General features: G+C 64.8%; 21 protein-coding genes. 18 read left to right on the forward strand and 3 right to left on the reverse strand.

All coding sequences use genetic code 11. The features are described from left to right. The first annotated feature begins 1 nt into the window (after nucleotide 1). From AC0969_RS05230 to AC0969_RS05315, 18 genes are all read left to right on the forward strand, one after another. Entirely contained in the window at nucleotides 2–808 is an 807-nt protein-coding gene (locus tag AC0969_RS05230; RefSeq protein WP_479623078.1) for an ABC transporter permease, read from the forward strand. Continuing rightward, the gene (locus AC0969_RS05235; RefSeq protein ID WP_479623079.1) at nucleotides 798–1,856 is read left to right on the forward strand and encodes an ABC transporter ATP-binding protein; all 1,059 of its coding nucleotides are present in this window, start codon (nucleotides 798–800) and stop codon (nucleotides 1,854–1,856) included. The genes AC0969_RS05230 and AC0969_RS05235 overlap by 11 nt, the downstream gene beginning before the upstream one ends. Beyond that, nucleotides 1,853–2,677, forward strand: a complete 825-nt coding sequence (locus tag AC0969_RS05240) for a phosphodiesterase (RefSeq protein WP_479623080.1) — start codon at nucleotides 1,853–1,855, stop codon at nucleotides 2,675–2,677. Before AC0969_RS05235 ends, AC0969_RS05240 begins: the two co-directional genes overlap by 4 nt. A gap of 245 nt (nucleotides 2,678–2,922) precedes the next feature. Continuing rightward, nucleotides 2,923–3,129: a hypothetical protein gene (locus tag AC0969_RS05245; RefSeq protein ID WP_479623081.1), complete on the forward strand. Its 207-nt coding sequence runs from the start codon at nucleotides 2,923–2,925 to the stop codon at nucleotides 3,127–3,129. A 41-nt stretch (nucleotides 3,130–3,170) separates the two neighbouring features. Continuing rightward, complete coding sequence (locus tag AC0969_RS05250; protein WP_479623082.1) at nucleotides 3,171–5,363, forward strand: phosphocholine-specific phospholipase C; 2,193 nt, start codon at nucleotides 3,171–3,173, stop codon at nucleotides 5,361–5,363. Between the two features lie 102 nt (nucleotides 5,364–5,465). Further along, complete coding sequence (locus tag AC0969_RS05255; protein ID WP_479623083.1) at nucleotides 5,466–6,242, forward strand: DeoR/GlpR family DNA-binding transcription regulator; 777 nt, start codon at nucleotides 5,466–5,468, stop codon at nucleotides 6,240–6,242. 147 nt (nucleotides 6,243–6,389) lie between these two features. Further along, nucleotides 6,390–7,064, forward strand: a complete 675-nt coding sequence (locus tag AC0969_RS05260; protein ID WP_479623084.1) for a response regulator transcription factor — start codon at nucleotides 6,390–6,392, stop codon at nucleotides 7,062–7,064. Next, nucleotides 7,045–8,439: a sensor histidine kinase gene (locus tag AC0969_RS05265; RefSeq protein WP_479623085.1), complete on the forward strand. Its 1,395-nt coding sequence runs from the start codon at nucleotides 7,045–7,047 to the stop codon at nucleotides 8,437–8,439. The genes AC0969_RS05260 and AC0969_RS05265 overlap by 20 nt, the downstream gene beginning before the upstream one ends. Before the next feature lie 10 nt (nucleotides 8,440–8,449). Further along, complete coding sequence (locus AC0969_RS05270) at nucleotides 8,450–9,250, forward strand: MipA/OmpV family protein (RefSeq protein ID WP_479623086.1); 801 nt, start codon at nucleotides 8,450–8,452, stop codon at nucleotides 9,248–9,250. A gap of 147 nt (nucleotides 9,251–9,397) precedes the next feature. Continuing rightward, the gene (locus AC0969_RS05275; protein ID WP_479623087.1) at nucleotides 9,398–10,804 is read left to right on the forward strand and encodes an efflux transporter outer membrane subunit; all 1,407 of its coding nucleotides are present in this window, start codon (nucleotides 9,398–9,400) and stop codon (nucleotides 10,802–10,804) included. Next, nucleotides 10,801–11,919 (forward strand): efflux RND transporter periplasmic adaptor subunit, encoded by a 1,119-nt coding sequence (locus AC0969_RS05280; RefSeq protein WP_479623088.1) that lies wholly within the window; start codon nucleotides 10,801–10,803, stop codon nucleotides 11,917–11,919. Before AC0969_RS05275 ends, AC0969_RS05280 begins: the two co-directional genes overlap by 4 nt. Next, a complete protein-coding gene (locus AC0969_RS05285; RefSeq protein ID WP_479623089.1) occupies nucleotides 11,916–14,990 on the forward strand; it encodes an efflux RND transporter permease subunit in 3,075 nt (1,024 codons plus the stop codon). The genes AC0969_RS05280 and AC0969_RS05285 overlap by 4 nt, the downstream gene beginning before the upstream one ends. Before the next feature lie 147 nt (nucleotides 14,991–15,137). Beyond that, nucleotides 15,138–15,791 carry a BON domain-containing protein gene (locus tag AC0969_RS05290; protein ID WP_479623090.1) on the forward strand — a complete coding sequence of 218 codons (654 nt, stop codon included), beginning with the start codon at nucleotides 15,138–15,140 and terminating at the stop codon, nucleotides 15,789–15,791. Between the two features lie 74 nt (nucleotides 15,792–15,865). Continuing rightward, entirely contained in the window at nucleotides 15,866–16,780 is a 915-nt protein-coding gene (locus AC0969_RS05295) for a DnaJ C-terminal domain-containing protein (protein WP_479623091.1), read from the forward strand. Continuing rightward, nucleotides 16,777–17,124 carry a chaperone modulator CbpM gene (locus AC0969_RS05300; RefSeq protein ID WP_479623092.1) on the forward strand — a complete coding sequence of 116 codons (348 nt, stop codon included), beginning with the start codon at nucleotides 16,777–16,779 and terminating at the stop codon, nucleotides 17,122–17,124. The genes AC0969_RS05295 and AC0969_RS05300 overlap by 4 nt, the downstream gene beginning before the upstream one ends. Nucleotides 17,125–17,200: 76 nt before the next feature. Next, on the forward strand, nucleotides 17,201–17,776 hold the full coding sequence (locus tag AC0969_RS05305; RefSeq protein WP_479623093.1) for an NADPH-dependent FMN reductase: 576 nt from the start codon (nucleotides 17,201–17,203) through the stop codon (nucleotides 17,774–17,776). A 13-nt stretch (nucleotides 17,777–17,789) separates the two neighbouring features. Further along, a complete protein-coding gene (locus AC0969_RS05310; protein WP_479623094.1) occupies nucleotides 17,790–19,361 on the forward strand; it encodes an oleate hydratase in 1,572 nt (523 codons plus the stop codon). 24 nt (nucleotides 19,362–19,385) lie between these two features. Beyond that, on the forward strand, nucleotides 19,386–20,042 hold the full coding sequence (locus AC0969_RS05315; RefSeq protein ID WP_479623095.1) for a DUF6629 family protein: 657 nt from the start codon (nucleotides 19,386–19,388) through the stop codon (nucleotides 20,040–20,042). A 50-nt stretch (nucleotides 20,043–20,092) separates the two neighbouring features. Here the strand turns inward: AC0969_RS05315 and AC0969_RS05320 are convergent, their stop codons facing one another. From AC0969_RS05320 to fabI, 3 genes are read right to left on the reverse strand one after another with little or no spacing between them, the layout of a single operon-like run. After that, complete coding sequence (locus AC0969_RS05320; RefSeq protein ID WP_479623096.1) at nucleotides 20,093–21,280, reverse strand: acetate/propionate family kinase; 1,188 nt, start codon at nucleotides 21,278–21,280, stop codon at nucleotides 20,093–20,095. Next, on the reverse strand, nucleotides 21,281–22,690 hold the full coding sequence (locus AC0969_RS05325; RefSeq protein WP_479623097.1) for a bifunctional enoyl-CoA hydratase/phosphate acetyltransferase: 1,410 nt from the start codon (nucleotides 22,688–22,690) through the stop codon (nucleotides 21,281–21,283). Between the two features lie 4 nt (nucleotides 22,691–22,694). Then, nucleotides 22,695–23,489, reverse strand: coding sequence for an enoyl-ACP reductase FabI (gene fabI / locus AC0969_RS05330; protein ID WP_479623098.1), 795 nt, complete (start codon nucleotides 23,487–23,489; stop codon nucleotides 22,695–22,697). Nucleotides 23,490–23,509 lie beyond the last annotated feature (20 nt).

The raw sequence follows: 23,509 nt of genomic DNA on the forward strand, positions 1-23,509 counted from the left end.
TATGGCCCACTCCCTACCCCCCCGACACCCCCCACCCTTGCTGCTGGCGCTGACGGCGCTGGTCAGCGTCTTCATGCTCGCGCCCATCGCCCTGTCGGTGCTGGCCGGGCTGGTCAACAACTACAGCACCGGCCTGGCCAGCGGATTGACGCTGCGCTGGATCGCCGAGGTGCTGGAGGTCTACGGCAGCACGGTGGCCGCCTCGCTGCTGCTGGCCCTGCTGTGCGTGGTGGGCAGCCTGCTGCTGGGCGTGCCCTGCGCCTATGCACTGGCACGCAGCCGGTCGCGCTGGGCCAGACTGTTTGAAGAGCTGCTGACCCTGCCGGTGGCCGTGCCCGGCCTGGCGACCGCGCTGGCGTTGATCCTGGCCTACGGGCAGTTGCGCAGTTTTCGGCAAAGCTTTGCCTTCATTTTGGTCGGGCATCTGGTGTTCACCCTGCCGTTCATGGTGCGCACCGTGGGGGCCGCGTTTCGGCGCCCCGAACTGCTGGCGCTGGAGGAAGCCGCGCGCTCGCTGGGCGCCAGTTTTTCTCAGCGCTTCATGGGCGTACTGGTGCCTGCCGTGCTGCCCGCCATCGTGGCAGGCAGCCTGATGGTCTTCACCCTATCGGTGGGCGAATTCAACCTGACCTGGATGCTGCACACGCCGCTGACGCGCACCTTGCCGGTGGGCCTGGCGGACAGCTACGCGTCGATGCGCATCGAGATCGGCTCGGCCTACACGCTGGTTTTTTTACTGGTCATCCTGCCCGTGCTATGGGGCTTGCAGTGGCTCGGACATTTCATGGAAAAACGCAATGGAACTTGAACGCACGCGCGTCGATGTAATCGACTGCGCTAAAACCTATGCCGACGGCACGCGCGGCCTGCTGCCCACCACGCTGGTGGTCGAACCCGGCGAGGTGCTGGCCCTGCTGGGCCCCTCGGGCTGCGGCAAAACCACCTTGCTGCGCCTGATCGCCGGGCTGGAAACGCCGGACGCGGGCAGCTGCATCCGGTTCGGCGGTGAGGACGTGACGGCACTGCCCATCGAGCGGCGCGGCATCGGCATGGTGTTCCAGCACTACGCGCTGTTTCCGCAGATGTCGGTGGTGGCCAACATCGGCTACGGCCTGCGCATCCGGGGCGTGCCGTTAGCCGAACAGCGCAAAACTGTCGGCGAGCTGGTCGATCTGGTGCGCCTGAACGGCCTGGAGCACAAGCGCCCGGCCGAGCTCTCCGGCGGCCAGCGCCAGCGCGTGGCCCTGGCCCGCGCGGTGGCGGTGCGCCCGCGTGTGCTGCTGCTCGACGAGCCGCTGACCGCGCTGGATGCCAAGCTGAAAGAATCGCTGTGCGACGAGCTGGCCGAGCTGCTGCGCCGCCTGCACATCACCGCCATCCACGTCACCCACGACCAGCAAGAAGCGCTGGCGATTGCCGACCGCCTGGCGGTCATGCAGGCCGGCCGCATCGTGCAAATAGGCGACGGCGAGACGCTGTACCGCCGCCCCGGCCATCCGTTTGTGGCTACTTTTTTAGGCCGGGTGAATACGCTGCAACGCGGCATCCAGCCGCTGATGCGCAACCAGCTGCCACTGGGCGGTCTGCTGCTGGAATGCCCGCCTGCCCGCGCGGGCCAAGGCACGCTACTGGTACGCCCGGAAGACATCCACATCGGCCCGGTGCAACCCGATGCAGGCCAGGCCGTGGTGCAGCGGCGCAGCTTTCTGGGCCACCGCGTGCAGCTCACTCTGGCGCTGGCCGACCAAGCCCCGCTCCACGCCGAAGTAGACCGCGACCACCCCGCCCAAGTGGGCGACACGGTGGGCATCCGCATCGCCCCCGAACACCTGATGTCTTGCGAAGAAACGGTATGACGACTCTGCTACTCCAACTCTCCGACCTGCACATCCGCGAACCCGGCCGCCTGGCCTACGGCCGACTCGACACCAGCCCGTACCTGCAACAGGCGATAGACACCCTTCTGCGTTTGCCGCAGCAGCCCGATGCGGTCGTCATTACCGGCGACCTGACCGACTTCGGCCGCGCTGCCGAGTACGCCCATCTGCACGCTCTACTGGCACCGCTGACCATGCCGGTCTACCTGATGCCCGGTAACCACGATGACCGCGAACAGCTGCGCGCCAGCTTTGCCGAGCACACCTATTTGGGTAGCAGCGGCTTTGTGCAGTTCAGCGTGGCCATCGGCGGGATGCAACTGGTCGCGCTCGACACCGTGGTGCCCGGTGCCAGCCACGGCAGCCTGTGTGCCGAGCGCCTCCAGTGGCTGGCCGACACGCTGGACCAGCACCACCACCGCCCGGTGGTCATCGCCATGCACCACCCCCCGTTTGCCACGCTGATCGGCCACATGGACCGCATCGGCCTGCTGCACGGTGCGGCAGAACTGGAAGCGCTGGTGGCCCGGCACCCGAATGTGGAACGCCTTATTTGTGGCCATCTGCACCGCAGCATCCAGGTGCGTTTTGGCGGCAGCATCGCCATGACGGTGCCCTCGCCCGCCCACCAGGTGTGCCTGGACCTGGCCCCCGACGCAGCCTCCGCCTGGACCCTGGAGCCCCCCGGCTTCGCGCTGCATGCGCTGGGCAGCCACGGCCCGCTCGTCAGCCATCTGGTGGCCAGCGGCCGCTTTGATGGCCCGTATCCCTTCCATGACGGTGGGCAGTTGATCGGGTAATTGCTATCTAAAATATAGCTATTAGTGCAGGTAGGAATTACGCTAGCGGCCTTTTTCCCTTAAATTTTAAAGACCTCTGCCCGCAAAAAGCCCTTGCTATGGCCGCATAGAAAGGGCTTTTTTTGCGCCCCAAAAACAAGAACCACAAAGTCACACAAACGTAACTTTGCGCACATAGCATGACCTGACTTAACCGGGCAGCGGCTGGGTTAGGCAATTTTTTGACCCCCACTTTGGAACCCACCATGCACGCAAACCCTTCCCACCGGGCAAACCGCCCCATCGCGGCGCTAACACCCGCTACACCCCCCCGTCCATCCCGTCTGCGGCACTGGGGCCAGGTCCTCGTGGGCGGACTGGCGCTATGCCTGGTGCTGAGCGCCTGCGGCGGTGACGATGACAACAACAACGGCTCCGAAGGCAAGGCCCGCGACGTGCGCTGCGCCCGCTGATCTGGCGCATCCCTCCACCCCACCCTTTACCGCCCCACACCATGACACTCAATCGCCGCTCCTTTTTGCGCACTGCTGCCACCGCCGCAGGCTCCAGCGCTGCACTGGCCATGTTCCCGCCCGCCATCCAGAAAGCCCTGGCCATCCAGGCCAACAATGCCACCGGCACCATCAAGGATGTGGAACACATCGTGGTGCTGACGCAAGAAAACCGCTCCTTTGACCATTACTTTGGCGCGCTGAATGGCGTGCGCGGCTTTGCCGACCGCTTCCCCATTCCCGTGGCCACACGCAATGGCGTCAGTGGCAAAACCGTGTGGTACCAGCCGAATGCCACCACCGGTGCCAGCCCGGCATGGATTGCGCCGTTCCACCTCAATACCACCCAGAACTTTGAATACATGCGGGTTGAGGGCACGCCCCACAGCTGGTCCGATGCGCAGCAAGCCTGGGATCTGGGCCGCATGGGCCAGTGGACTGCGGCCAAGCGCAACCATTCGATGGGCTACTTTGACAAGACCGACATCCCGTTCCAGTACGCAATGGCCAACGCCTTCACCATTTGCGATGCCTACTATTGCTCCACACAGACCGGCACCAACACCAACCGCTTGTTTCTGTGGACCGGCACCAACGACCCGCTGAAGCTGAACAATGGCCCGGCCATCTCCAACGTCTACGACTGGTTCGATGAAGACAAGGGCGACGGCGGCTACAGCTGGACCACCTACCCCGAGCGCTTGCAGGCTGCGGGCATCACCTGGCAGGTGTATGAGGACATGGACGACAACTTCACCGACAACTCCCTGGCCGGCTTCCAGGTCTTCCGTGCGGCCTGGACCCAAAAACCCGGCTACTCGGAGCAACTGCGCCAGCGCGGCATCAGCACCCGCAAGCTGGACAAGCTCAAGGAAGACGTGCTTAACGGCACGCTGCCGCAGATCAGCTGGATCGTTGCGCCCGCCGCAGACTCCGAGCACCCCGGCCCCTCCAGCCCCGTCCAAGGTGCCGACTACACCGCCCAGGTGCTGGATGCACTGACCGCCAATCCCGATGTCTGGAGCAAGACCGTGCTGTTCATCAACTTCGATGAAAACGACGGCTTCTTCGACCACGTGCCACCGCCCGCAGTGCCGTCGTATGAGACCTGGAGCTCCGACGCTGCCAGCGCAGTGCTGGCCGGTGGCTCCACCGTCGGCATGGTGGGCGAGCACCACAACAACATCCAAAGCTACGACGACAGCCCCAGCCAACAGCAATGGATGCACCGCCCCTACGGCCTGGGCCCGCGCGTGCCCATGTATGTGCTGTCGCCCTGGAGCAAGGGCGGTTGGGTCGATTCGGAGGTGTTCGACCACACCTCGGTGATCCGCTTCATGGAAACCCGCTTTGGCGTGATGGAGCCCAACATTTCCGCCTGGCGCAGAGCGGTCTGCGGCGATTTGACCAGCACCTTGAACTTTGCCGACCCCAACAACACGGCCTTCTACAGCAGCCTGCCCAGCACCACGGCCCTGGCCCAGCGTGCTGCGGCCTTGCCCGGCAGAACCACACCGCCGATACCCGGCACACCCGCATTGCCGGTGCAAGAACAGGGGACCCGCCCCTCGCGCGCACTGCCGTACGAGTTGCACGTGACCGCAGTCTGCACACCCGGCACGCAACAGCTAAGCCTGGGTTTTGAGAACACCGGACGAGCCGCCGCCGTCTTCCATGTGTACGACCGCTTGAATCTGGATGCCCTGCCCAAGCGCTTCACCGTAGAGGCCGGCAAGCAGCTAAAAAACAGCTGGTCTTTGGCCACCAACAACGGCCTCTACGATCTGTGGGTGCTGGGCCCCAATGGCTTTCACCGACATTTCACCGGCAACGCCAAAGCCCTGGCCGCCGCCGACCAGCCGAATCCCGAAGTGCAGGTCTGCTACGACATCGCCAATGGCGACCTGCTGCTCAAGCTCTACAACACAGGGGCGGCCGCCTGTAGTTTCAGCGTGGTGGCCAATGCCTATTTCGGCAGTGCGCCACAGATCGTGTCGGTCGCAGCTGGCAAAGAGGGCGCGCTGCACTGGGCGCTGAAGAGCAGCGGCTACTGGTACGACTTCACGGTCACGGTCCCCGCACTGAAAGGCCACACCCGGCGCTTTGCCGGGCGGCTGGAAACCGGCAAGCCCTCCATCAGCGACCCGTTGATGTACGGCCCCGCGCAAGCAGACCAGTTAGTCATCCCCCTCTGACCTGCGTTTACCTCCGCGCACTAGAATGGCCCGCCCCTCTGCGGGGTTGGCCGTTTCTCTGTTTCCAGAGGCTTGTTATGACATGCCTATCCACGCTTTGCCATGCTTCCAGACCAACGCTACCAGCGCATACGCGCCCTGCTCAGCAACTTCCAGCAAGTCACTACCGAGCGCATTGCCACCGACCTGGAGGTGTCCCGCGAGACCGTCCGCCGCGATGTGGCGGTACTGGAGTCGCTGGGCGAGCTGCGCCGCATCTACGGTGGCGTGAAATGCATAGAGCCCGCACCTGAGGCACCACTCAAAGAGCGCACCAAAGCCCAGCCCGAGGAGAAGCGCGCCATCGCCAGCGTGGCGGCCAAATTGCTGCAGCCCGGCCAGACGGTGTTCATTGATGCTGGCAGCACGGTGTCGCTGCTGGCGGAAGAACTGGCCTCGTTGCGCGGCCTGACGGTCATCACCAATTCATTCGATGTGGCCTTGAAACTCAGCATCCCCGACAGCCAGGGACAACTGCGCCACAGCGTGCATGTGCTGGGCGGCACCCCCACCGCCAGCATCGCCGCCAACTACGGCGCGGCCACGGTCGCCGAGATCCTGCGCTGGCGCGTCGATTGGGCCCTGCTGTCGCCGGTTGGCATCACCGCCGACCACGGTGCCAGCAGCTACGAGACCAGCGAAGCCGAGGTTGCCCGCGCGATGGCAAGCCAGGCGCGACACACCGTCATCCTGGCGGATTACACCAAAATCGGCCAACGCAGTCGGGTGGGGTTTTGCCCCGTCAACAGCATCTACCAACTCATCACCGACAAACGCGCACGCGCACTTCCCGCGTTGGCAGACTTGCAAGAAGCGGGCTGCACCGTCGTACTGGCCTGAGCCGCGCATGCATGGCTGCGTAGTGGACTTTCTGGCGGCCAACGGCACCCATCGCCCTACATTTCGCCCAGAAAGTCGCCCGTAAGAGAGGCTTGCACACAATCGCCCGCATGCACTCCTTTCTTCTCCTTCCTACAGCCTGACAGCATGGCCCGTATTGCACTTGTTGAGGACCACGAACGCCTGGGCCAGCTGGTCTGCAAGGCCTTGGCGCAGGTGGGCATTCTGGTGGATAGCTTTCCCCGCATCGAATCGGCCTGGCCCGCCCTGCGCGACGGCGACTACGAGGTGGCGGTGATTGACCGGGGCCTGCCCGACGGCGATGGCCTGGACCTGGTGCGGCGGCTGCGTGCGGCCAAGCAATCCACCCCCTGCCTGATGCTGACCGCCCGCGACGCGTTGCACGACCGGGTGGATGGCCTGGAGTCGGGTGCCGACGACTACCTGACCAAACCCTTCGAGATGGCCGAACTGGTGGCCCGGGTGCGCGCCCTGGCACGCCGCCCGGCCCAGCGGCGGGACAGCATCGACCGCTTTGGCGATATCCAGGTGCGGCCCGATGGCGGCATGCTGGTCTGCGCCCACGAGGTCATTACGCTGGCCCCGGCCGAGATGCAGATCGTCCTGATCCTGCTGCGCGCCAGCGGCAAGACCGTGCGCCGCAGCAGCCTGGAGCTGGCCGCCTGGGGGCTGACGGAAGCCGTGACCCCGAATGCGCTGGACGTAGCGCTGCACCGGCTGCGCCGCAAGCTGCTGGCGATTGGCTCGGCCGTGCGCATCCACAACACGCGGGGGCATGGCTATGCGCTGGTCGAGGGGTAACTGGTTCCGCAGCCTGCGCGGCCGCCTACTGGCCGCTTATGCAGTCGGCGTGCTCATAGTTGCTACGGTGCTCGGTGGCTTTTTCTTTGCGCTGTTTGTGTGGCAAGACGACTGGACGGCACAACACCGCATGCTGCAAGATGCCGCGTACAAAGCCGCTGGCCGGGTGGAACAGGCTGCCGACGGAACGCCGCTCAGCATCAGCTTGCACGGCAAGTGGCTGTGGCTGTACGGCGCATTTCCGCGTGACATCGAGTTCCGGGTAGTGGACGCGCAAGGTCTGGTGACCCTGCGAGTCCATCCCCATGAGCAGTTACTGCCCGTCGATTACCACCGGCGTCCCGAGGTTGGTGCCATCGACCTGCAAGTCAACGGCATGGCGGTGCAGCTGGCCACGGTGTTGGTGCAGGGCACGCCGGTCGGCCAGCCCTATTACCTGCAGGCGGCAGCCAGCGAACGCATCATTGCGCTGGCGCAGTTGGCGGCCCGCAAGCCCGTGGGCGGCAGCCTGACGTTGACCCTGCTGGTGTCGATACCGGTGCTGATCGGGCTGATGCTGCTGGCCCTGAATAGCCTGCTGCGCCCGCTGCGCGAAACCTCCGAGGCGGCCGCACACATCGACCCCCGCAACCTGTCGGCCCGCTTGCCAACCGCCCACGTGCCCACCGAGCTGGTGCCACTGATCAGCGCCTTCAACCAGGCTTTGCAGCGGCTGGAGCAGGGTTTTCGGGTGCAGCAGCAGTTTCTGGCAGCCGCTGCGCACGAGCTTAAAACCCCGCTGACCCTGATGCGCAGCCAGATAGAGATCGACGGCACGGCGGACAAAGACACCCTGCTGATGGACATCGACGTAATGGCCCGGCAGGTGCACCAGCTGCTGCATTTGGCCGAAGTCAGCGAGGCCCATAACTACCAAATTGGCAGCTTTTCCCCTGTGAACGTGGCGGTAGAAGCCGTGGGGTTTTTGTCCCGCCTGGCCGACCGCCACCAGGTGCAGCTAGACCTGCAACGCCCCACGCAGGTGGTGCATTGGCAAGGCGACAAGAGCGCGCTGTTTACGCTGCTGAAAAACCTGCTGGAAAACGCCATCCAGCACTCGGCTGCGGGGGATGTGGTCACGCTGGCACTCGACCCCCTGGGGCTGAGCGTGCGCGACGCAGGCCCCGGTGTCAAAGCCGCGCACCGGCCCCACCTGTTTGAGCGCTTCTGGCGCGGCCCACGCCTGGGAGCGGTGCCGCAGGGCGCCGGCCTGGGCCTGTCGATTTGCCAAGAAATTGCCCTGGCCCACGGCTGGCAGCTCCGCCTGTGCGACACCCCCAGCGGCAGCCTGTTTCGGCTGGATATCGGCCACCCCCCATCCTCCATCAACCCTTGAAAGAAGACCCATGCGCACTCCTGCCATCCCACGCCACACCGTCCTGCTGGCCCTCGCCACCCTCTGCACCAGCGCCCTGGCCCAAGAAGCCCCCGGTGGCGCAGACAGCTGGAAGTTCTCTGCTGGCCTCGGCCTCATGAGCCACTCCAAATACCCTGGCAGCAGTGGCACCGAAACCGCAGTGTTGCCGATGCTCAGCGCCCACTACGGCCGCTACTTCATTGGCGCGGTCCCCGGCGCGGGCGTACCGGCGGGCGTGGGCGCCTACCTGGTGCAAGACCCGCACTTGCGCGTCGGCGTGGGCCTGGGCCTCAATCTGGACAAACCGCGCAAGACCGAGGACATCCCCCGCCTCAACGGCACAGGGGACATCGACGGCACCGCACTGGGCACGGTGTTTGCCAGCTACAGCGACAGCTGGTGGAAGGTGGGCGGCAATGTACTGACCGACCTGGGCGGCAATAACCACGGCACCCGCATCTCGGTAGACCTGGAGGGCAAGTACAGCCCGATGGACCGACTGACGCTGACCGCAGGCCCCAGCCTGACCTGGGCCGATGCCAAATACACGCAAACATTTTTCGGCATAGATGCTGCGCAAAGCGCTGCCTCCGGGCTGGCCAGCTACACCGCCAAAGCCGGGCTCAACAAAGTTAGCTTCAACGTGGGGGCCAACTACCAGCTCACCCAGCAATGGGGCCTGGGTGCACGCTTCAGCGCCACCAGCCTGCGCGGCGACGCGGCGACCAGCCCGATCACCGAAAAGAAGTCGCAAAACAGCTTCGGGGTGTTTGCCAACTACCGCTTTTGAATGCTACATAAATAATAGCTACCTGCGCATATTACGTATGCGCAGGATGCCTATTTATTACCCAACCAAAAGGATACGAATGCTTGACATTGGCCACGTAATATCGGGCTTTACATTCCGGCCTGCATTGCGGCCACCCGAACGACCATGCTGTCACCGCCCTATCTATCCGGTCGCGCCACGCTGGGCATTCTGTGCTGCGCCGCCCTTGCTGCCTGCACCAGCGTAGGCCCGGCCTACCACCCCCCCAACCCGCAGCAACTCAGCCTGCCCAGCCAGTGGCAGGCCGCGCTACCGCATGCGGGCAGCACGGGCCAGTTGCTGGCCTGGTGGGAGCGCTTCAACGACCCGGCATTGACCGCCCTGCTACAAGCCGCCGAGGCCAGCAACCCATCGTTGCACAAGGCCAGCGCCAACATCGCCTCGGCCCGGGCCAGCGTGACCACCGCGCGCGCCTCCGGCCAGCCCAAGCTGAGTGGCTCGGCCACGACCAGCCGCAACAACACCCTGGGCAGCGCCCAAACCACCAGCACCGGTGGGCTGGATGCCAGCTGGGAGATCGACCTGTTCGGCAGCGTGCGCCGCTCCGCTGAGTCGGCCAACGCCACGCTGCAAGCCCGCCAGGCCGACTGGCACGATGCCCGCGTCTCGCTGGCCGCCGAAGTAGCCACCGACTTTGTTGCCTACCGCGCCTGCCAGTTGACGCTGGCCGCCAGCCAGGCCGATGCCCGCTCTAGCCAGGCCACCGCCCGCATCACCCAGCGCGCCCTGCAAGCGGGCATCACCGCCCGCGCCGATGCCGCCCTGGCCGATGCCAGCGCCGCCAGCGCATCGGCCACGGCCATTGCCCAGCAGGCCGAGTGCGATGTGACCGTCAAAGCGTTGGTGGCGCTCACCGGGCTGGCGGAGCCCGCGCTGCGCCAGCAGCTCGATAGCCAAGCACCCGCATTGCCCAGACCCAACGGCTTCCAGGTCGGCAGCCTGCCGGTCGATCTGCTCAGCCAGCGGCCCGATCTGGTGTCGGCCGAGCGCGCCCTGGCCGCCGCCAGCGCCCAGATCGGCGTGGCCGAGGCCGACCGCTATCCGCGCCTGTCGCTGATCGGCTCGCTGTCTGGCAGCCGCACGGCGGGGGTCCACACCACGCCCTGGTCGTTTGGCCCCAGCCTGTCGCTGCCACTGCTCAACGGTGGCGCCAAGCGGGCAGCGGTAGACAGCGCCCAGGCCGCCTACGACCTGGCGCTGGCCAGCTACCAGCAAACCGTGCGCACGGCCGTGCAAGAGGTGGAGCAAAGCCTGGTGCGGCAGGCCAGCGCCGAGCGCCGCAGCGCCGATGTGCAGCGCAGCGCCGAGGGCTACCGCCGCTACGCCACGGCCGTCGAGGCACATTGGCGCGCCGGTGGCGACAGCCTATTGAACCTGGAAGTCGCCCGGCGCAACGCGATTGCCGCCGAGCAAACCCTTGTCACCGTGCAGCGCGACCAGCTGCTGTACGGCATTGCCTTGTACAAAGCCGTGGGCGGCGGCTGGTCGGTATCTATGGAAGACGCGAAATGAAATTAACAAAAATCAGCCTGATCGCAGCCGCCGTGCTGCTGCTGGTGGCCGGTGGCGTGTGGATGGCCAAGTCGCGCACCGCACCCGCCGCCAGTGCAGCCCCCAGCGCCAATGCGGGCCTGACCGTCAGCGCCGTGCTGCCCCAAACCGCCCCATGGGGCCGCAGCGTGCAGGTCTCAGGCGGCCTGTTTGCCTGGCAAACCGCCAGCATCGCCAGCGAAGAAGCCGGGCTGCGCCTGACCGAGGTGCTGGTCGATGTGGGCAGCGTGGTCAAGCGCGGCCAGTTGCTGGCCCGGCTGTCCGACAGCAGCATCCTGGCCGACCTGCAAGCGCAGGATGCCGCCGTAGCCCAGGCCCGCGCCAAGCTGGCCCAGGCCAAGGCCGAGGCCGACCGCAGCCGGGTGGTGCAAGACAGCGGAGCCCTGTCGGAGCAACAAGTTACCGCGTATGCGATTGCCGAGCAAACCGCCCAGGCCAGCCTGGATGCGGCCTTGGCCAGCATGCAAACGCAGCGCATCAAGTTCAGCCACACCCGCATCCTGGCGGTGGACGACGGCATCATCTCCAGCCGCAGCGCCACGCTGGGCAATGTGGTGGCCTCCGGCACCGAGCTGTTCCAACTGGTGCGCCAGCGCCGGGTGGAGTGGCGCGCCGAGGTCACCGGCCAGCAAATCAGCGCCCTCAAGCCCGGCCAGACCGCAAACATCACCCTGCCCGACGGCAGCCAGGTGGCGGGCCGCCTGCGCTTGGTAGGCCCCACGCTGGACAGCAGCACCCGCAATGGCCTGGCCTATGTGGACCTGCCGGTCGGTAGTGGAGCCAGTGCGGGCATGTACGTGCGCGGCGAGATCGACACCGGCCAGGCCCCGGCCCTCAGCGTGCCCAGCAGCGCGGTGGTGCTGCGCGACGGCAACAGCTATGTGTTTGAAAAAGACGGCGCGGCCAAGGTGGCCCAGCGCCAGGTGCAGACCGGGCGGCGGCGGGGCGACCAGGTAGAAATCGTCAGCGGCATCACCGCACAGGCCCAGCTGGTGCGCAGCGGTGGGGCATTTTTGAAAGACGGTGACCCGGTGCAGTGGGCCGCCGACGCGCCAGCCAAGGGAGCCACCCCATGAACATGTCGAGCTGGTCGATACGCAACCCGGTGCCGGCAATTCTGCTGTTCATCATCCTCACCGGGGCCGGGCTGTTCAGCCTGCACAAGCTGGGCATCCAGAATTTTCCCGACCTGGATGTGCCGACCATTTTGGTGTCTGCCTCGCTGGAAGGCGCAGCCCCCGCGCAGCTGGAGACCGAGGTGGCCCGCAAGATCGAAGACAAGCTGGCCTCTATCGCCGGGGTGGAGCACGTCAGCACCACCATCACCGATGGCGCGGCCAGCATCAGCGTCAGCTTTGACATCGACAAAGACAGCGAGGTGGCGCTCAACGAGGTGCGCAACGCGGTGGACAGCGCCCGCGCCGACCTGCCCAGCGAAATGGCCGCACCGGTGGTCTCCAAGGTCACCCACGGCAGCGCCGCGCTGCTGACCTACACCGTGGCCGCGCCGCACCTGGGCGAGGCCGACCTGTCCTGGTTTGTGGACAACGACATCAGCAAGGCCCTGCTGTCGGTCAAGGGCGTGGGTGCCATCACCCGCGTGGGCGGCGTGGAGCGCGAGCTGCATGTGGTGCTGGATGCCGCCCGCATGGCCGGGCTGGGCGTAACGGCAGGCAGCGTGTCCAGCCAGATCAAGGCGGTGCAGACCGATGCCTCGGGCGGGCGCGGCACACTGGGCGGCAGCAACCAGTCGGTGCGCACGCTGGGGCGGCTGGACCAGCCAGAGCAACTGGCGGCACTGGCGATTCCACTCACCACGGCGACTGCAACCACATCAACATCCACCAGCGTACGCCTGGACCAGATCGCCACCGTACGCGACACGGCGGAAGAGCGCTTTGCCTTTGCCGCACTGAACGGCCAGCCGGTGGTCGGCTTCCAGGTGACGCGCCAGATCGGCAGCAGCGAGGTATCGGTGGCCGCCGCCGTGCGCGCGGCAGTAAAAACCTTTGCCGCCAGCCACCCGCAGGTGCTGGTGACCGAGGTGATTGAAACCGTCAGCCCCACGCAAGACAACTACACCGGCTCGATGCACCTGCTGTACGAGGGCGCGGTGCTGGCCGTGATTGTGGTGTGGCTGTTTCTGCGCGACTGGCGGGCCACCTTTGTGTCGGCCGTGGCGCTGCCGCTGTCCATCCTCCCGACCTTCATCGCAATGCACCTGCTGGGCTATTCGCTGAACCTGATCACCCTGCTGAGCCTGTCGCTGGTGGTGGGGGTGCTGGTGGACGATGCCATCGTGGAGGTAGAGAACATCGTGCGCCACCTGCGCATGGGCAAAACCCCGAAGCAGGCCGCAATGGAGGCGGCGGACGAGATCGGCCTGGCCGTGGTGGCCACCACCTTCACCCTGGTGGCGGTGTTTTTGCCTACCGCCTTCATGGGCGGCATCACCGGCAAGTTCTTTCGCCAGTTTGGCATTACCTGCTCGGTGGCGGTGCTGGCATCGTTGCTGGTGGCCCGGCTGCTTACGCCGATGATGGCCGCCTACCTCCTCAAGCCCAGCCCGCCGCATGTGGAAAAAGACGGCCCGCTGATGCAACGCTACCTGGCCCTGGTGCGCTGGTGCCAAACCCACCGCTTCAGCACGGTGCTGCTGGCGGGGCTGTTTTTTATCGGCTCGATCAGCCTGATCCCGCTGCTGTCCACCTCGTTCATTGGCGGCTCGGACAACGGGCAAACCACCATTTCGCTGAAGCTCCCGCCCGGTAGCACGCTGGAGCAAACCCGCGCCATGTCCACCCAGGCCCAGGCCCTGATCGCCCAGCTGCCCGAGGTCACGCAGGTGTTTACGGTGATTGGCAGCGCCAGCAGCGATGCCAGCAGCAGCGCGGTGGACGAGGCCGCGCTCACCGTCAGCCTGACACCGCGCACCACCCGGGTGCGCTCGCAGTCTGACGTGGAAGCCGCCATCCGCCACAGCCTGGGCGCGCTGCCCGGCACCCGTGTGGGCGTGATGGGCATGGGCAACGGCCAGTCGCTGGACATCACCCTGGCCAGCGACGACGCAGCCGCCCTGACCCAGGCCACGGCCGCCGTGGTCAAAGACCTGCGCACCCTGCAAGGCATTGGCAACATCACCGACAGCTCCAGCCTGCAACGGCCCGAAATCCATGTGCGGCCCGACCCGGTGCGCATGGCCGAGCAGGGCGTGACCACCGACGCGCTGGCCAGCGTGGTGCGCATCGCCACCTATGGCGACTACGCCACCAACCTGGCCAAGTTCAACCTGCCGCAGCGGCAAATTGCTATCCGCGTGCGCTTTGACGACAGCGTGCGCTCCGACCTGGAGGCCATTGGCCAGCTGCGCGTGGCGGGCCGCAGCGGGGCCGTGCCGTTGGCGGCGGTGGCCGATCTGTCGCTGGGCGGTGGCCCCTCGCAAGTGGCCCGGCTGGACCGCCTGCGCAACGTCACCCTCAGCATCGAGCTGGGCAGCCTGACCACCGGGGATGCAGACAAGCTGGTGCAGGCCCTGCCCAGCATGAAAAACCTGCCTGCGGGCGTGCAGCAAATCGCCACCGGCGACGCGCAGCGCATGGCCGAGCTGTTCACCAGCTTTGGCGGAGCCATGCTGGTCGGCATTTTGTGCATCTACGCGGTGCTGGTGCTGCTGTTCCACGACTTCATGCAGCCCGCCACCATCCTGGCGGCCCTGCCCTTGTCGATTGGCGGCGCACTGATGGCGCTGCTGATTACGGGCAGCGGCTTCTCGATGTCGTCGGTCATCGGCCTGCTGATGCTGATGGGCATCGTCACCAAAAACTCCATCCTGCTGGTGGAATACGCGGTGGTGGCCTACCACCAACAGGGCATGGGCCGCTATGAAGCACTGGTCGATGCCTGCCACAAACGCGCCCAGCCCATCCTGATGACCACCATTGCGATGGTGGCCGGCATGCTGCCCATCGCGCTGGGCTGGGGCACGGATTCGAGCTTTCGCGGGCCGATGGCGATTGTGGTGATCGGCGGGCTGGTCACCTCCACGGTGCTGAGTTTGCTGGTGATTCCGGTGGTATTTACCTATGTGGACGATGCCCTGCTGTGGCTGCGCAAGCATCTGTTGCACCGGCAGCATTCCGCTACTTAAATAATAGCTACTAGCGCAGGTGGTATATGCGCTAGCGGCCTAAATGGCTAAAAATCTTAATTTACGCCCCTTAAGCGGGATACCGCACAGATCAACACCCACCCCCGCTCGCACACTGCATATTCCTTAACCCTATGGAATACCGCCATGCAAACAGATGCACAGATACAAGCAGACGTCCTTGCCGAGTTGAAATGGGAGCCTTCGGTCAACGCCGCGCACATCGGCGTAGAGGTTTCAGACGGCATCGTGACCTTGGCAGGCCACGTAGAAAGCTACGCTGAAAAATGGAACGCCGAACATGCGGCGCAACGGGTATCCGGTGTCCGGGGGTTGGCCGTGGAGATGGATGTGGCGCTGCCCGGCTGGAGCCACCGCCACGACTCCGACATCGCCCAGTCGGTAGAAAACGTCTTGCAGTGGAGCACCTCGCTGGCCAAAGACAGCGTCCAAGTGATGGTGGAAAAAGGCTGGGTCACCCTGACGGGGGAGGTGGATTGGGAATACCAACGGCAAGCCGCTGCCAGCGTGGTGCGGCATTTAATGGGCGTTACCGGCGTGAGCGACCAAATTGCCATCAAACCCAAGGTGACCCTGAGCGCGGTCAAGGCCGATATTGAAGCCGCATTGCGCCGCCGCGCCGCCTCGGATGCGGACCACATTGCCGTCAAAGTGCAGGACAGTGAGGTCACCCTCACGGGCAACGTCCATAGCTGGTCTGAACGCAATCTGGCCACGCTCACCGCCTGGGGAACGCCGGGTGTGCGCAGCGTTATAGACAAGCTCTCGGTGGTCTATTAACCGCTACAGAAAATCACCAAAGCAGCAAGCCTTAGCGCACGGTTTGGCACAGTGGATTACCAGGATTGCGAGCCATGAAATACAAAGACTACTACGCCACACTGGGCTTGCCGCGCGATGCCAGCCTGGAGCAGATCAAGAAGTCCTACCGCAAACTGGCGCACCAGTACCACCCCGATGTCTCCAAACATCCGGATGCCGAAGCCCAGTTCAAAGACGCGGCAGAAGCCTACGCAACCCTCAAAGATCCCGAGAAACGGGCCGCCTATGACGCACTGGGCCAGCCATCGGTGGGCGAAGAATTTGCACCACCCCCGCAGTGGCAGCATGCATACGCCCCCCACGGGCAAAGCTTTGAAGACCTGGATATCGCCGACCTGCTGGCGGCTATGGGGCATGGCCCGCGCGGGGCTGCACGCCGCCCGGTACCCACGCCGGGCCGCGACTATGAAAACACCGTGCAAATTCGGCTGGAAGATGCCCACCGTGGCACCACCCTGAACCTGGAACTGGCCGATACCACGGGCCCGCGCACGCTAGAGGTGACGATTCCGCCAGGCACCCGCGAAGGCCAAAAGCTCAGGCTGCGCGGCAAAGGCGGCAAGGGCCGCAACGGCGGGGCCGATGGCGATATGTACCTGCACATGGCGCTGGCCCCGCACCCCATTTTTCGCCCGGACAAGCACGACCTGTACTTCGATTTGGCGCTAGCCCCGTGGGAGGCAACCTTGGGCGCAGACATTGAGGTTCCCACGCTGGATGGGCCCGTGGTGCTCACGGTTCCGCCGGGCACGCGCTCGGGCCGCAAGCTGCGGCTGCGCGGTCGGGGCTTGGCCCAGGGAAAAAGTGGGCATGGCGATCTGTATGCCCTGGTGCAAATTGATGTACCCACCACGCTGTCTGAGCGTGAACGCGCGCTGTATTTAGAGCTATCGCACATCTCTCATTTCACCCCCCGCAAGCCGGCCCCCTCTGGAGAATCGACATGAATCTGCAACTGGTTGAATGGGTTTGGCTGGACACCAGTGAAACCGTGACCTTGTCTGAACTGTCCCACTGTTGTGGCCTGGGCGAGGACGAGCTGGAAGAACTGGTGGAATACAGCGCCCTGGTGCCCCTGGAGCCCGCCCCGAAAGCGCCCATCTTCAGCGCCGAATGGGTCGTTCCGCTGCGTGCGGTGGCCACGCTGCGCACGGATTTTGACCTGGAGCTATTCACCGTTGCGCTGCTGCTAGGCCACCTCAACCGGATCGAAGCCCTGGAGCGGCAGGTGCGGTCGTTGCAAGCCCAACTACCCGCCCATGTGCTCGCACACTTCGGCGAAACGCCCTAAGTTACCTAGCGCACAGACGCACGGGCGTGCGGCGCATATCTTGGCCTCACCTATCCACTCACCTTGGGGAAATTCCATGCAGCATTACCAAATCGCAGTTGTCGTCGGCAGCTTGCGCAAGGGCTCTTTTAACCAGCAACTGGCCAACGCCATGACCCGCCTGGCGCCGTCTTATTTTTCGTTCAAGCAGTTGCAGATTGGCGAGCTGCCGCTGTACAACCAGGACGACGATGCCAACCAGGCCGAGCCGGTGCTGCGGATGAAGCAGGACATTGCGGCATCACAGGGCCTGCTGTTTGTGACCCCCGAATACAACCGCTCCATTCCCGGCGTGCTTAAAAACGCCCTGGACCATGCGTCGCGCCCCTATGGCCACAGTGCCTGGGCGGGCAAACCTGCGGGGGTGCTGGGTGCATCGGTAGGCGCTATCGGCACGGCGATGGCGCAGCAGCATTTGCGCAATGTACTGGCCTACCTGGACGTTCCCACGATGGGGCAACCAGAAGGTTTTATCCATGCCAAAGACGGCTTGTTTGACGCGCAAGGCAACATTGGCCCGGGGAGCAAAGAATTTTTGCAGAGCTGGATGGACAGCTTTGCCGCATGGGTGCAGAAGCAGTCGCATGCCGCCGATGCGGTGGCGGCCCATTAACAAGGCCGCACACATGCAAACACAACGCAAAGCCTATCTGGTGGGCGGTGGCATCGGGTCGCTGGCCGCCGCTGCCTTCATGGTGCGCGATGGCGCTTTTCCTGGCGCGCAAATTTTCATTCTGGAAGCCGCGCCATCGATGGGCGGCAGCCTGGATGGCGCAGGCGATAGCCACCACGCCTATGTACTGCGCGGGGGCCGCATGTTGACCACCGACAACTACGAATGCACCTGGGATTTGTTCAAGTCCATCCCGTCGTTGCTCCAGGTCGGCAAAACGGTGTTTGACGACACCATTGCGTTCAATGAACAGCACCATTCCCACGCCCACGCCAGGCTGGTGGACAGCCGCCGGGCCAAGGTTCCCGTGGCGTCGATGGGTTTTTCCATGCAAGACCGGCTGGAGCTGCTCAAACTCAGCCGGGCGGACGAAACAGCCATAGGCGACTCACGCATTACCGACTGGCTGTCGCCCCCCTTTTTTACGACCGAATTTTGGTTTATGTGGGCCACCACCTTCGCCTTCCAGCCCTGGCACAGCGCGGTGGAATTCAAGCGCTATCTGCACCGCTTCATGCTGGAGTTCTCGCGCATTGAAACGCTGGCAGGGGTCAAGCGCACGGTCTACAACCAGTACGACTCGCTGGTGCTGCCACTCCAGCACTGGCTGGCCGCCCAAGGGGTGCAATTCGTCACCGACTGCCAGGTGATCGACATCCAGCACCACACCGTAGACGGCGCTTTCAGCGTAACCGGCCTGCAATGCGTGCACGGCGGACTGGATGAAAACTGGCCCGTGCAAGAAGAAGACCTGGTCTTTTTACAAAACGGCTCCATGACCGATGCCTCCAGCCTGGGCTCGATGGAGCATGCGCCCGCCAAAAACACCAAGCAAGACAGCGGCAGCTGGTCGCTGTGGGAAAAGCTATCCGCCGGGCGGCCAGAATTTGGCCGACCCGCCGCGTTCAACAGCTGCATCGCGCAGTCCAGCTGGGAATCCTTCACCGTAACGCTGAAAGACCCCGCGTTCTTTAACCAGATGCAGGCGTTCAGCGGCAACGTAGCGGGTACCGGCGGGCTGGTCACGTTCAAAGACTCCCACTGGTTGATGTCGATTGTGTTGGCGCACCAACCCCACTTTGCCAACCAGAGCGCCGATGTGCAAGTGTTTTGGGGCTATGGTTTGTTTCCAGACCGCATTGGTAACTTTGTGGCCAAACCGATGGCCGAATGCAATGGCGCAGAAATATTGCAAGAACTCTGCGGCCACCTGCGGTTTGACCTGGACACCGTGGCCACAGGCAACTGCATACCCTGCCGCATGCCCTTTATTACCAGCATGTTCATGCCCCGCATGCCCGGCGACCGGCCTGTGCCCGTGCCCCCCCACACCCGCAACTTTGCCTTTATCAGCCAGTTTGTGGAGTTGGCCGATGACGTGGTTTTTACCGTCGAATACTCGGTGCGTGCTGCCCAAACTGCGGTGTACAGCTTGCTGGGAATCGACCGCGAGATTCCCCCCATCACACCGCACGACGCATCGCTGAAAACCGAGTTTGAAGCCTTGCTCAAAGCGTTCAAGTAAGCCGCAGCCCCAAAGGTCACCGGCATGTGCTTCTCCGCCACCGCCAGCTTCACCGCCGGGGCCGTGCTGCTGGCCGTGGGCAGCGTCACCGGGCGCAGGGCGTACCGCATGCAGCGGCGGGCGGACTTGCCGTTTGCGCTGATTCCGCTGTGGTTTGGCGTGCAACAGCTGATCGAAGGGGCCTTGTGGCTGACCTTTCCCGACAAAGCGCCGTGCCTGAATGTCGGGCTGACGCAGGCCTACTCGCTGTTCTCGCAAGTGATTTGGCCCATCTACGTGCCCGTGGCGGTGCTGTTGATGGAGACCGTGCCCTGGCGGCGCAAAGTGCTGCTGGGCATTGCGCTGGCGGGGGGTGTGACGGCGCTGTTTTTACTGTCGTACCTGCTGCGCTTGCGGGTGGTGGCAGAGGTGAGCGGCCAGCACATCGTCTACATCTTTCCGCACTTCCATGTGCTGGCCGCCAGCGGGCTGTATTTGCTGAGTACCTGCGCCAGCCCGCTGTTTTCTAGCCAGCGGGCGGTGTGGCTGTTTGGGGTGGCCGCCACCGTGTCGTTCGTTGCCGCCTACACGGTCTACACCACCTGGTTTATTTCGGTGTGGTGCTTTTTTGCGGCGGGCTTGAGCGGCATTGTGTGGCTGCATTTTCGCCAGCGCAGCAGCAGTTTGTCATTTGCCAAATAGTTAAAAATGATAGCTACTTGCGCAGTATGCATATGCGCTATAAGCCATTTTCACTCCGATATATTGCGCAGCGTATGGACGGCGATCATGCGCCCCTCATCGGTGGAGATCACGGCTAACTGCAGCCGACTGGCAGCGGTGTGGATGCGCGTTTGCCCGCTGGCATTGGCCGCTACATCCAGCTCTGCACCCAGCCAGGCGCAGCCCGCGCACACCAGGGCGCGGATGGCGGCAGAGTGCTCCCCTATACCGGCGGTGAAGACCAGCGCATCCAGCCCACCCATCGCTGCGGCCAGCGCACCGATTTCGGTGACGATGCGGTAGACGAACAGCGCAATCGCCTGCGCGGCATGCGGCTCGGTGCTGGCCAGCAGCACCTGCATATCGCTGCTGATGCCCGATACGCCCAGCAGGCCCGATTGGCGGTACAGCACGTCGCTCACCTCCTGCGGTGCCATGTGCCGCTCTTGCAGCAAATACAGCAGCACGCCGGGGTCCAGGCTGCCGCAGCGGGTGCCCATCACCAGGCCATCCAGCGCCGAAAAGCCCATGCTGGAGGCCACGCTTTTGCCATCCACCAGGGCGCACAGGCTGGCCCCGTTGCCCAGGTGGGCGGCGATCACCCTGCCCTGCGCGGCCGGGCCCAGCACGCGGGGCAACTGGCTGGCGATGTACTCGTAGGACAGGCCGTGAAAGCCGTAGCGCCGTACCCCGGTATCGGTGATGGCGCGCGGCAGCGCAAGCGCCTGGGCCACCCACGGCTGGGTGCGGTGGAAGGCGGTGTCGAAGCAGGCCACCTGGAGCAGATTAGGCCAGCGCTCGCGCAGGATGCGAATCGCCTTGAGGTGGTGGGGTTGGTGCAGCGGGGCCAGCGACACCAGGCCGTCCAGCGTGTGCAGCACCGCGTCGGTAATGCGCACCGGGGCGGTGAAATGCGGGCCGCCATGCACCACGCGGTGGCCCACGGCGGCCAGCGTGAGCCCGCCACGGTGCGCGTCCAGCCACGCAAACAGGCTGGTCAGGGCCTGGCTGTGTTCAAACGCCGCATGCGCGGATGCACTGCGCGAGCGCTCCAGCAGCACGCCATCGGCTTGCTGGACCAACAACTCCATCTCATCCCCTACCTGGGACATGTGCCCCATGCCGATCAGGTGCACAGCGTCCGGCGTGCTGGCGTGGTCGTAGGCGGCGAACTTGATGCTGGACGAGCCGACATTCAAAACCAGAATGGCGTCCATTCACACTCCTGAAGAGGACATCCGCACCAGCAGCAAAGCCAGCGCACAGGATGCAATGCGCGCCGCCGTGCCGTCGGCCCGGCTGGTCAGCACCACCGGCACGCGCGCGCCCATCACGATGCCCGCCACCTGCGCATCGGCCAGGTACTGCAACTGTTTGGCGATCATGTTGCCGGCCTCCAGGTTGGGCGCGACCAAGATGTCGGCCTGGCCGGCCACGGGCGACACAATGCCTTTGTCGCGCACGGCCTGGGGCGACACCGCGTTGTCGAAGGCCAGCGGCCCGTCCAGCAGGCCGCCGGTGATCTGGCCCCGGTCGGCCATCTTGCACAGCGCCGCCGCGTCCAGGGTGGACTGCATCTTGGCGTTCACCACTTCTACTGCGGCGAGTATGGCCACCTTGGGCAGGGCGATGCCAATGGCATGGGCCAGGTCGATGGCGTTTTGCACGATGTCGCGCTTGGCATCCAGGTCGGGCTCGATGTTGATGGCGGCATCGCTGATCAGCAGCGGTTTGGGGTAGGACGGCACGTCCACCAGGTACACATGGCTGACCCGGCGCTCGGTGCGCAGGCCGCTCCCCGGCTTGACCACCTCGGCCATCAGCTCGTCGGTGTGCAGGCTGCCCTTCATCAGCGCCTGGGCTTCGCCATTGCGCACCAGCGCCACGGCCTGGGCGGCAGCGGCATGGCTGTGCGGCGCAGGCACGATGCGGCAGCCGTCCAGGGCAATGCCCGCAGCAGCCGCCAGGGCGCGGATTTTGTCCTCCGGCCCCACCAGAATGGGGCGGATCAGGCCCATGTCGGCCGCCTCCCGTGCGCCGCGCAAAGCGTCTTCGCTGCAAGGGTGCACCACGGCCACGGTGATGGGCTCCAGCCCGGCAGTGCGGGCCAGCAACTGGTGGTAGCGAAGGGTTTTGTCGCGCATGCGCACCTGCAACGGGGCCATGCGCGGGCGGCGCACTTTCTCGGTGGGGGCCAGCACCAGGGCGCTGCCGGTGATAGCGTCGTGCCCGTGCTGGTCGGTGCAGTGGCAGTCCAGCGTGACGTGGTGGTTGCTGCTGTCCTTAGCTGTGACCGTCACGCGCACATCCAGCGTGTCGCCGATGTGTACCGGCCGCATGAAGCGCAGGCTCTGGCCCAGGTAGATGGCGCCAGGGCCGGGATACTCCGTGCCCAGCACGGTAGAGATCAGCGCCGCCCCCCACATGCCGTGGGCAATGATGCCGTGGAACTGGGTGTCTTTGGCGTAGTCTGGGTCTACATGCGCCGGGTTGACATCGCCCGACATGGCGGCAAACAGCTGGATGTCTTCGGCCAGCAGGGTGCGGGTCAGGTGGGCGGTGTCGCCGATGCTGATTTCATCGAAGGTGTGGTTCTCAATCATGTCTACGGGGGTGGGGGTGTACATGCATTTACCCCAGTACGTGGTAGCCGCCGTCCACGAACAAGATGTTGCCCGTCATGCACTGGGCCCAGTCGCTGGCCAGGCCCGCCGCCACGTTGCCTACGTCGTCGATGGTGAGCGGGCGGCGCAAAGGCGTTTCGCGCACCGCCTTTTCCAGCAGCTTGTCAAAGTCTTCAATGCCGGAGGCTGCGCGGGTCAAGAGGGGGCCGGGCGACAGCGCGTGCACCCGGATGTTTTGCCGACCCAGCTCAGACGCCAGCGCCCGCACCACCGCCTCTAGGGCGGCTTTCACCGGGCCCATCACGTTGTAATGGTCGATCACTTTTTGCCCGCCGTAGTAACTGGTGGTGATGAGCGTGCCGCCCTCGGGCATCAGCGTTTCGGCCAGCTTGGCCATGCGGATGAACGAATGGCAAGACACATCCATCGCGCGGGCAAAACCTTCGGCCGAGCAGTCTGTCACCCAGGCATGCAGATCTGGCGTGGGCGCAAAGGCCACGGCGTGCAGCGCAAAGTCGAGGTGGCCCCACTGGTCCTTCAGGGCGGCAAACACGGCCTCTAGCTGGCCCGGTTTTTCCAGGTCGCAGGGCAAGATGAGCGGGCTGTGCAGCGCCTCAGCCAGCGGGCGCACAAAGGGTTCGGCGTGTTCGTTCAGGTAGGTGATGGCCACTTCGGCCCCCAGAGCGTGCATGGCCTTGGCGCAGCCATAGGCAATGCTTTTGTCGTTGGCAATGCCCATTACCAGGCCTTTTTTGCCCACCAGGTTGTAGGGGCTGGGCAGGGGTGTGTCGGGGTGTGTCATGGTAGGAACTCCAGGGTTGT

The sequence above is a fragment of the Rhodoferax sp. LB1P47 genome (assembly GCF_056521445.1).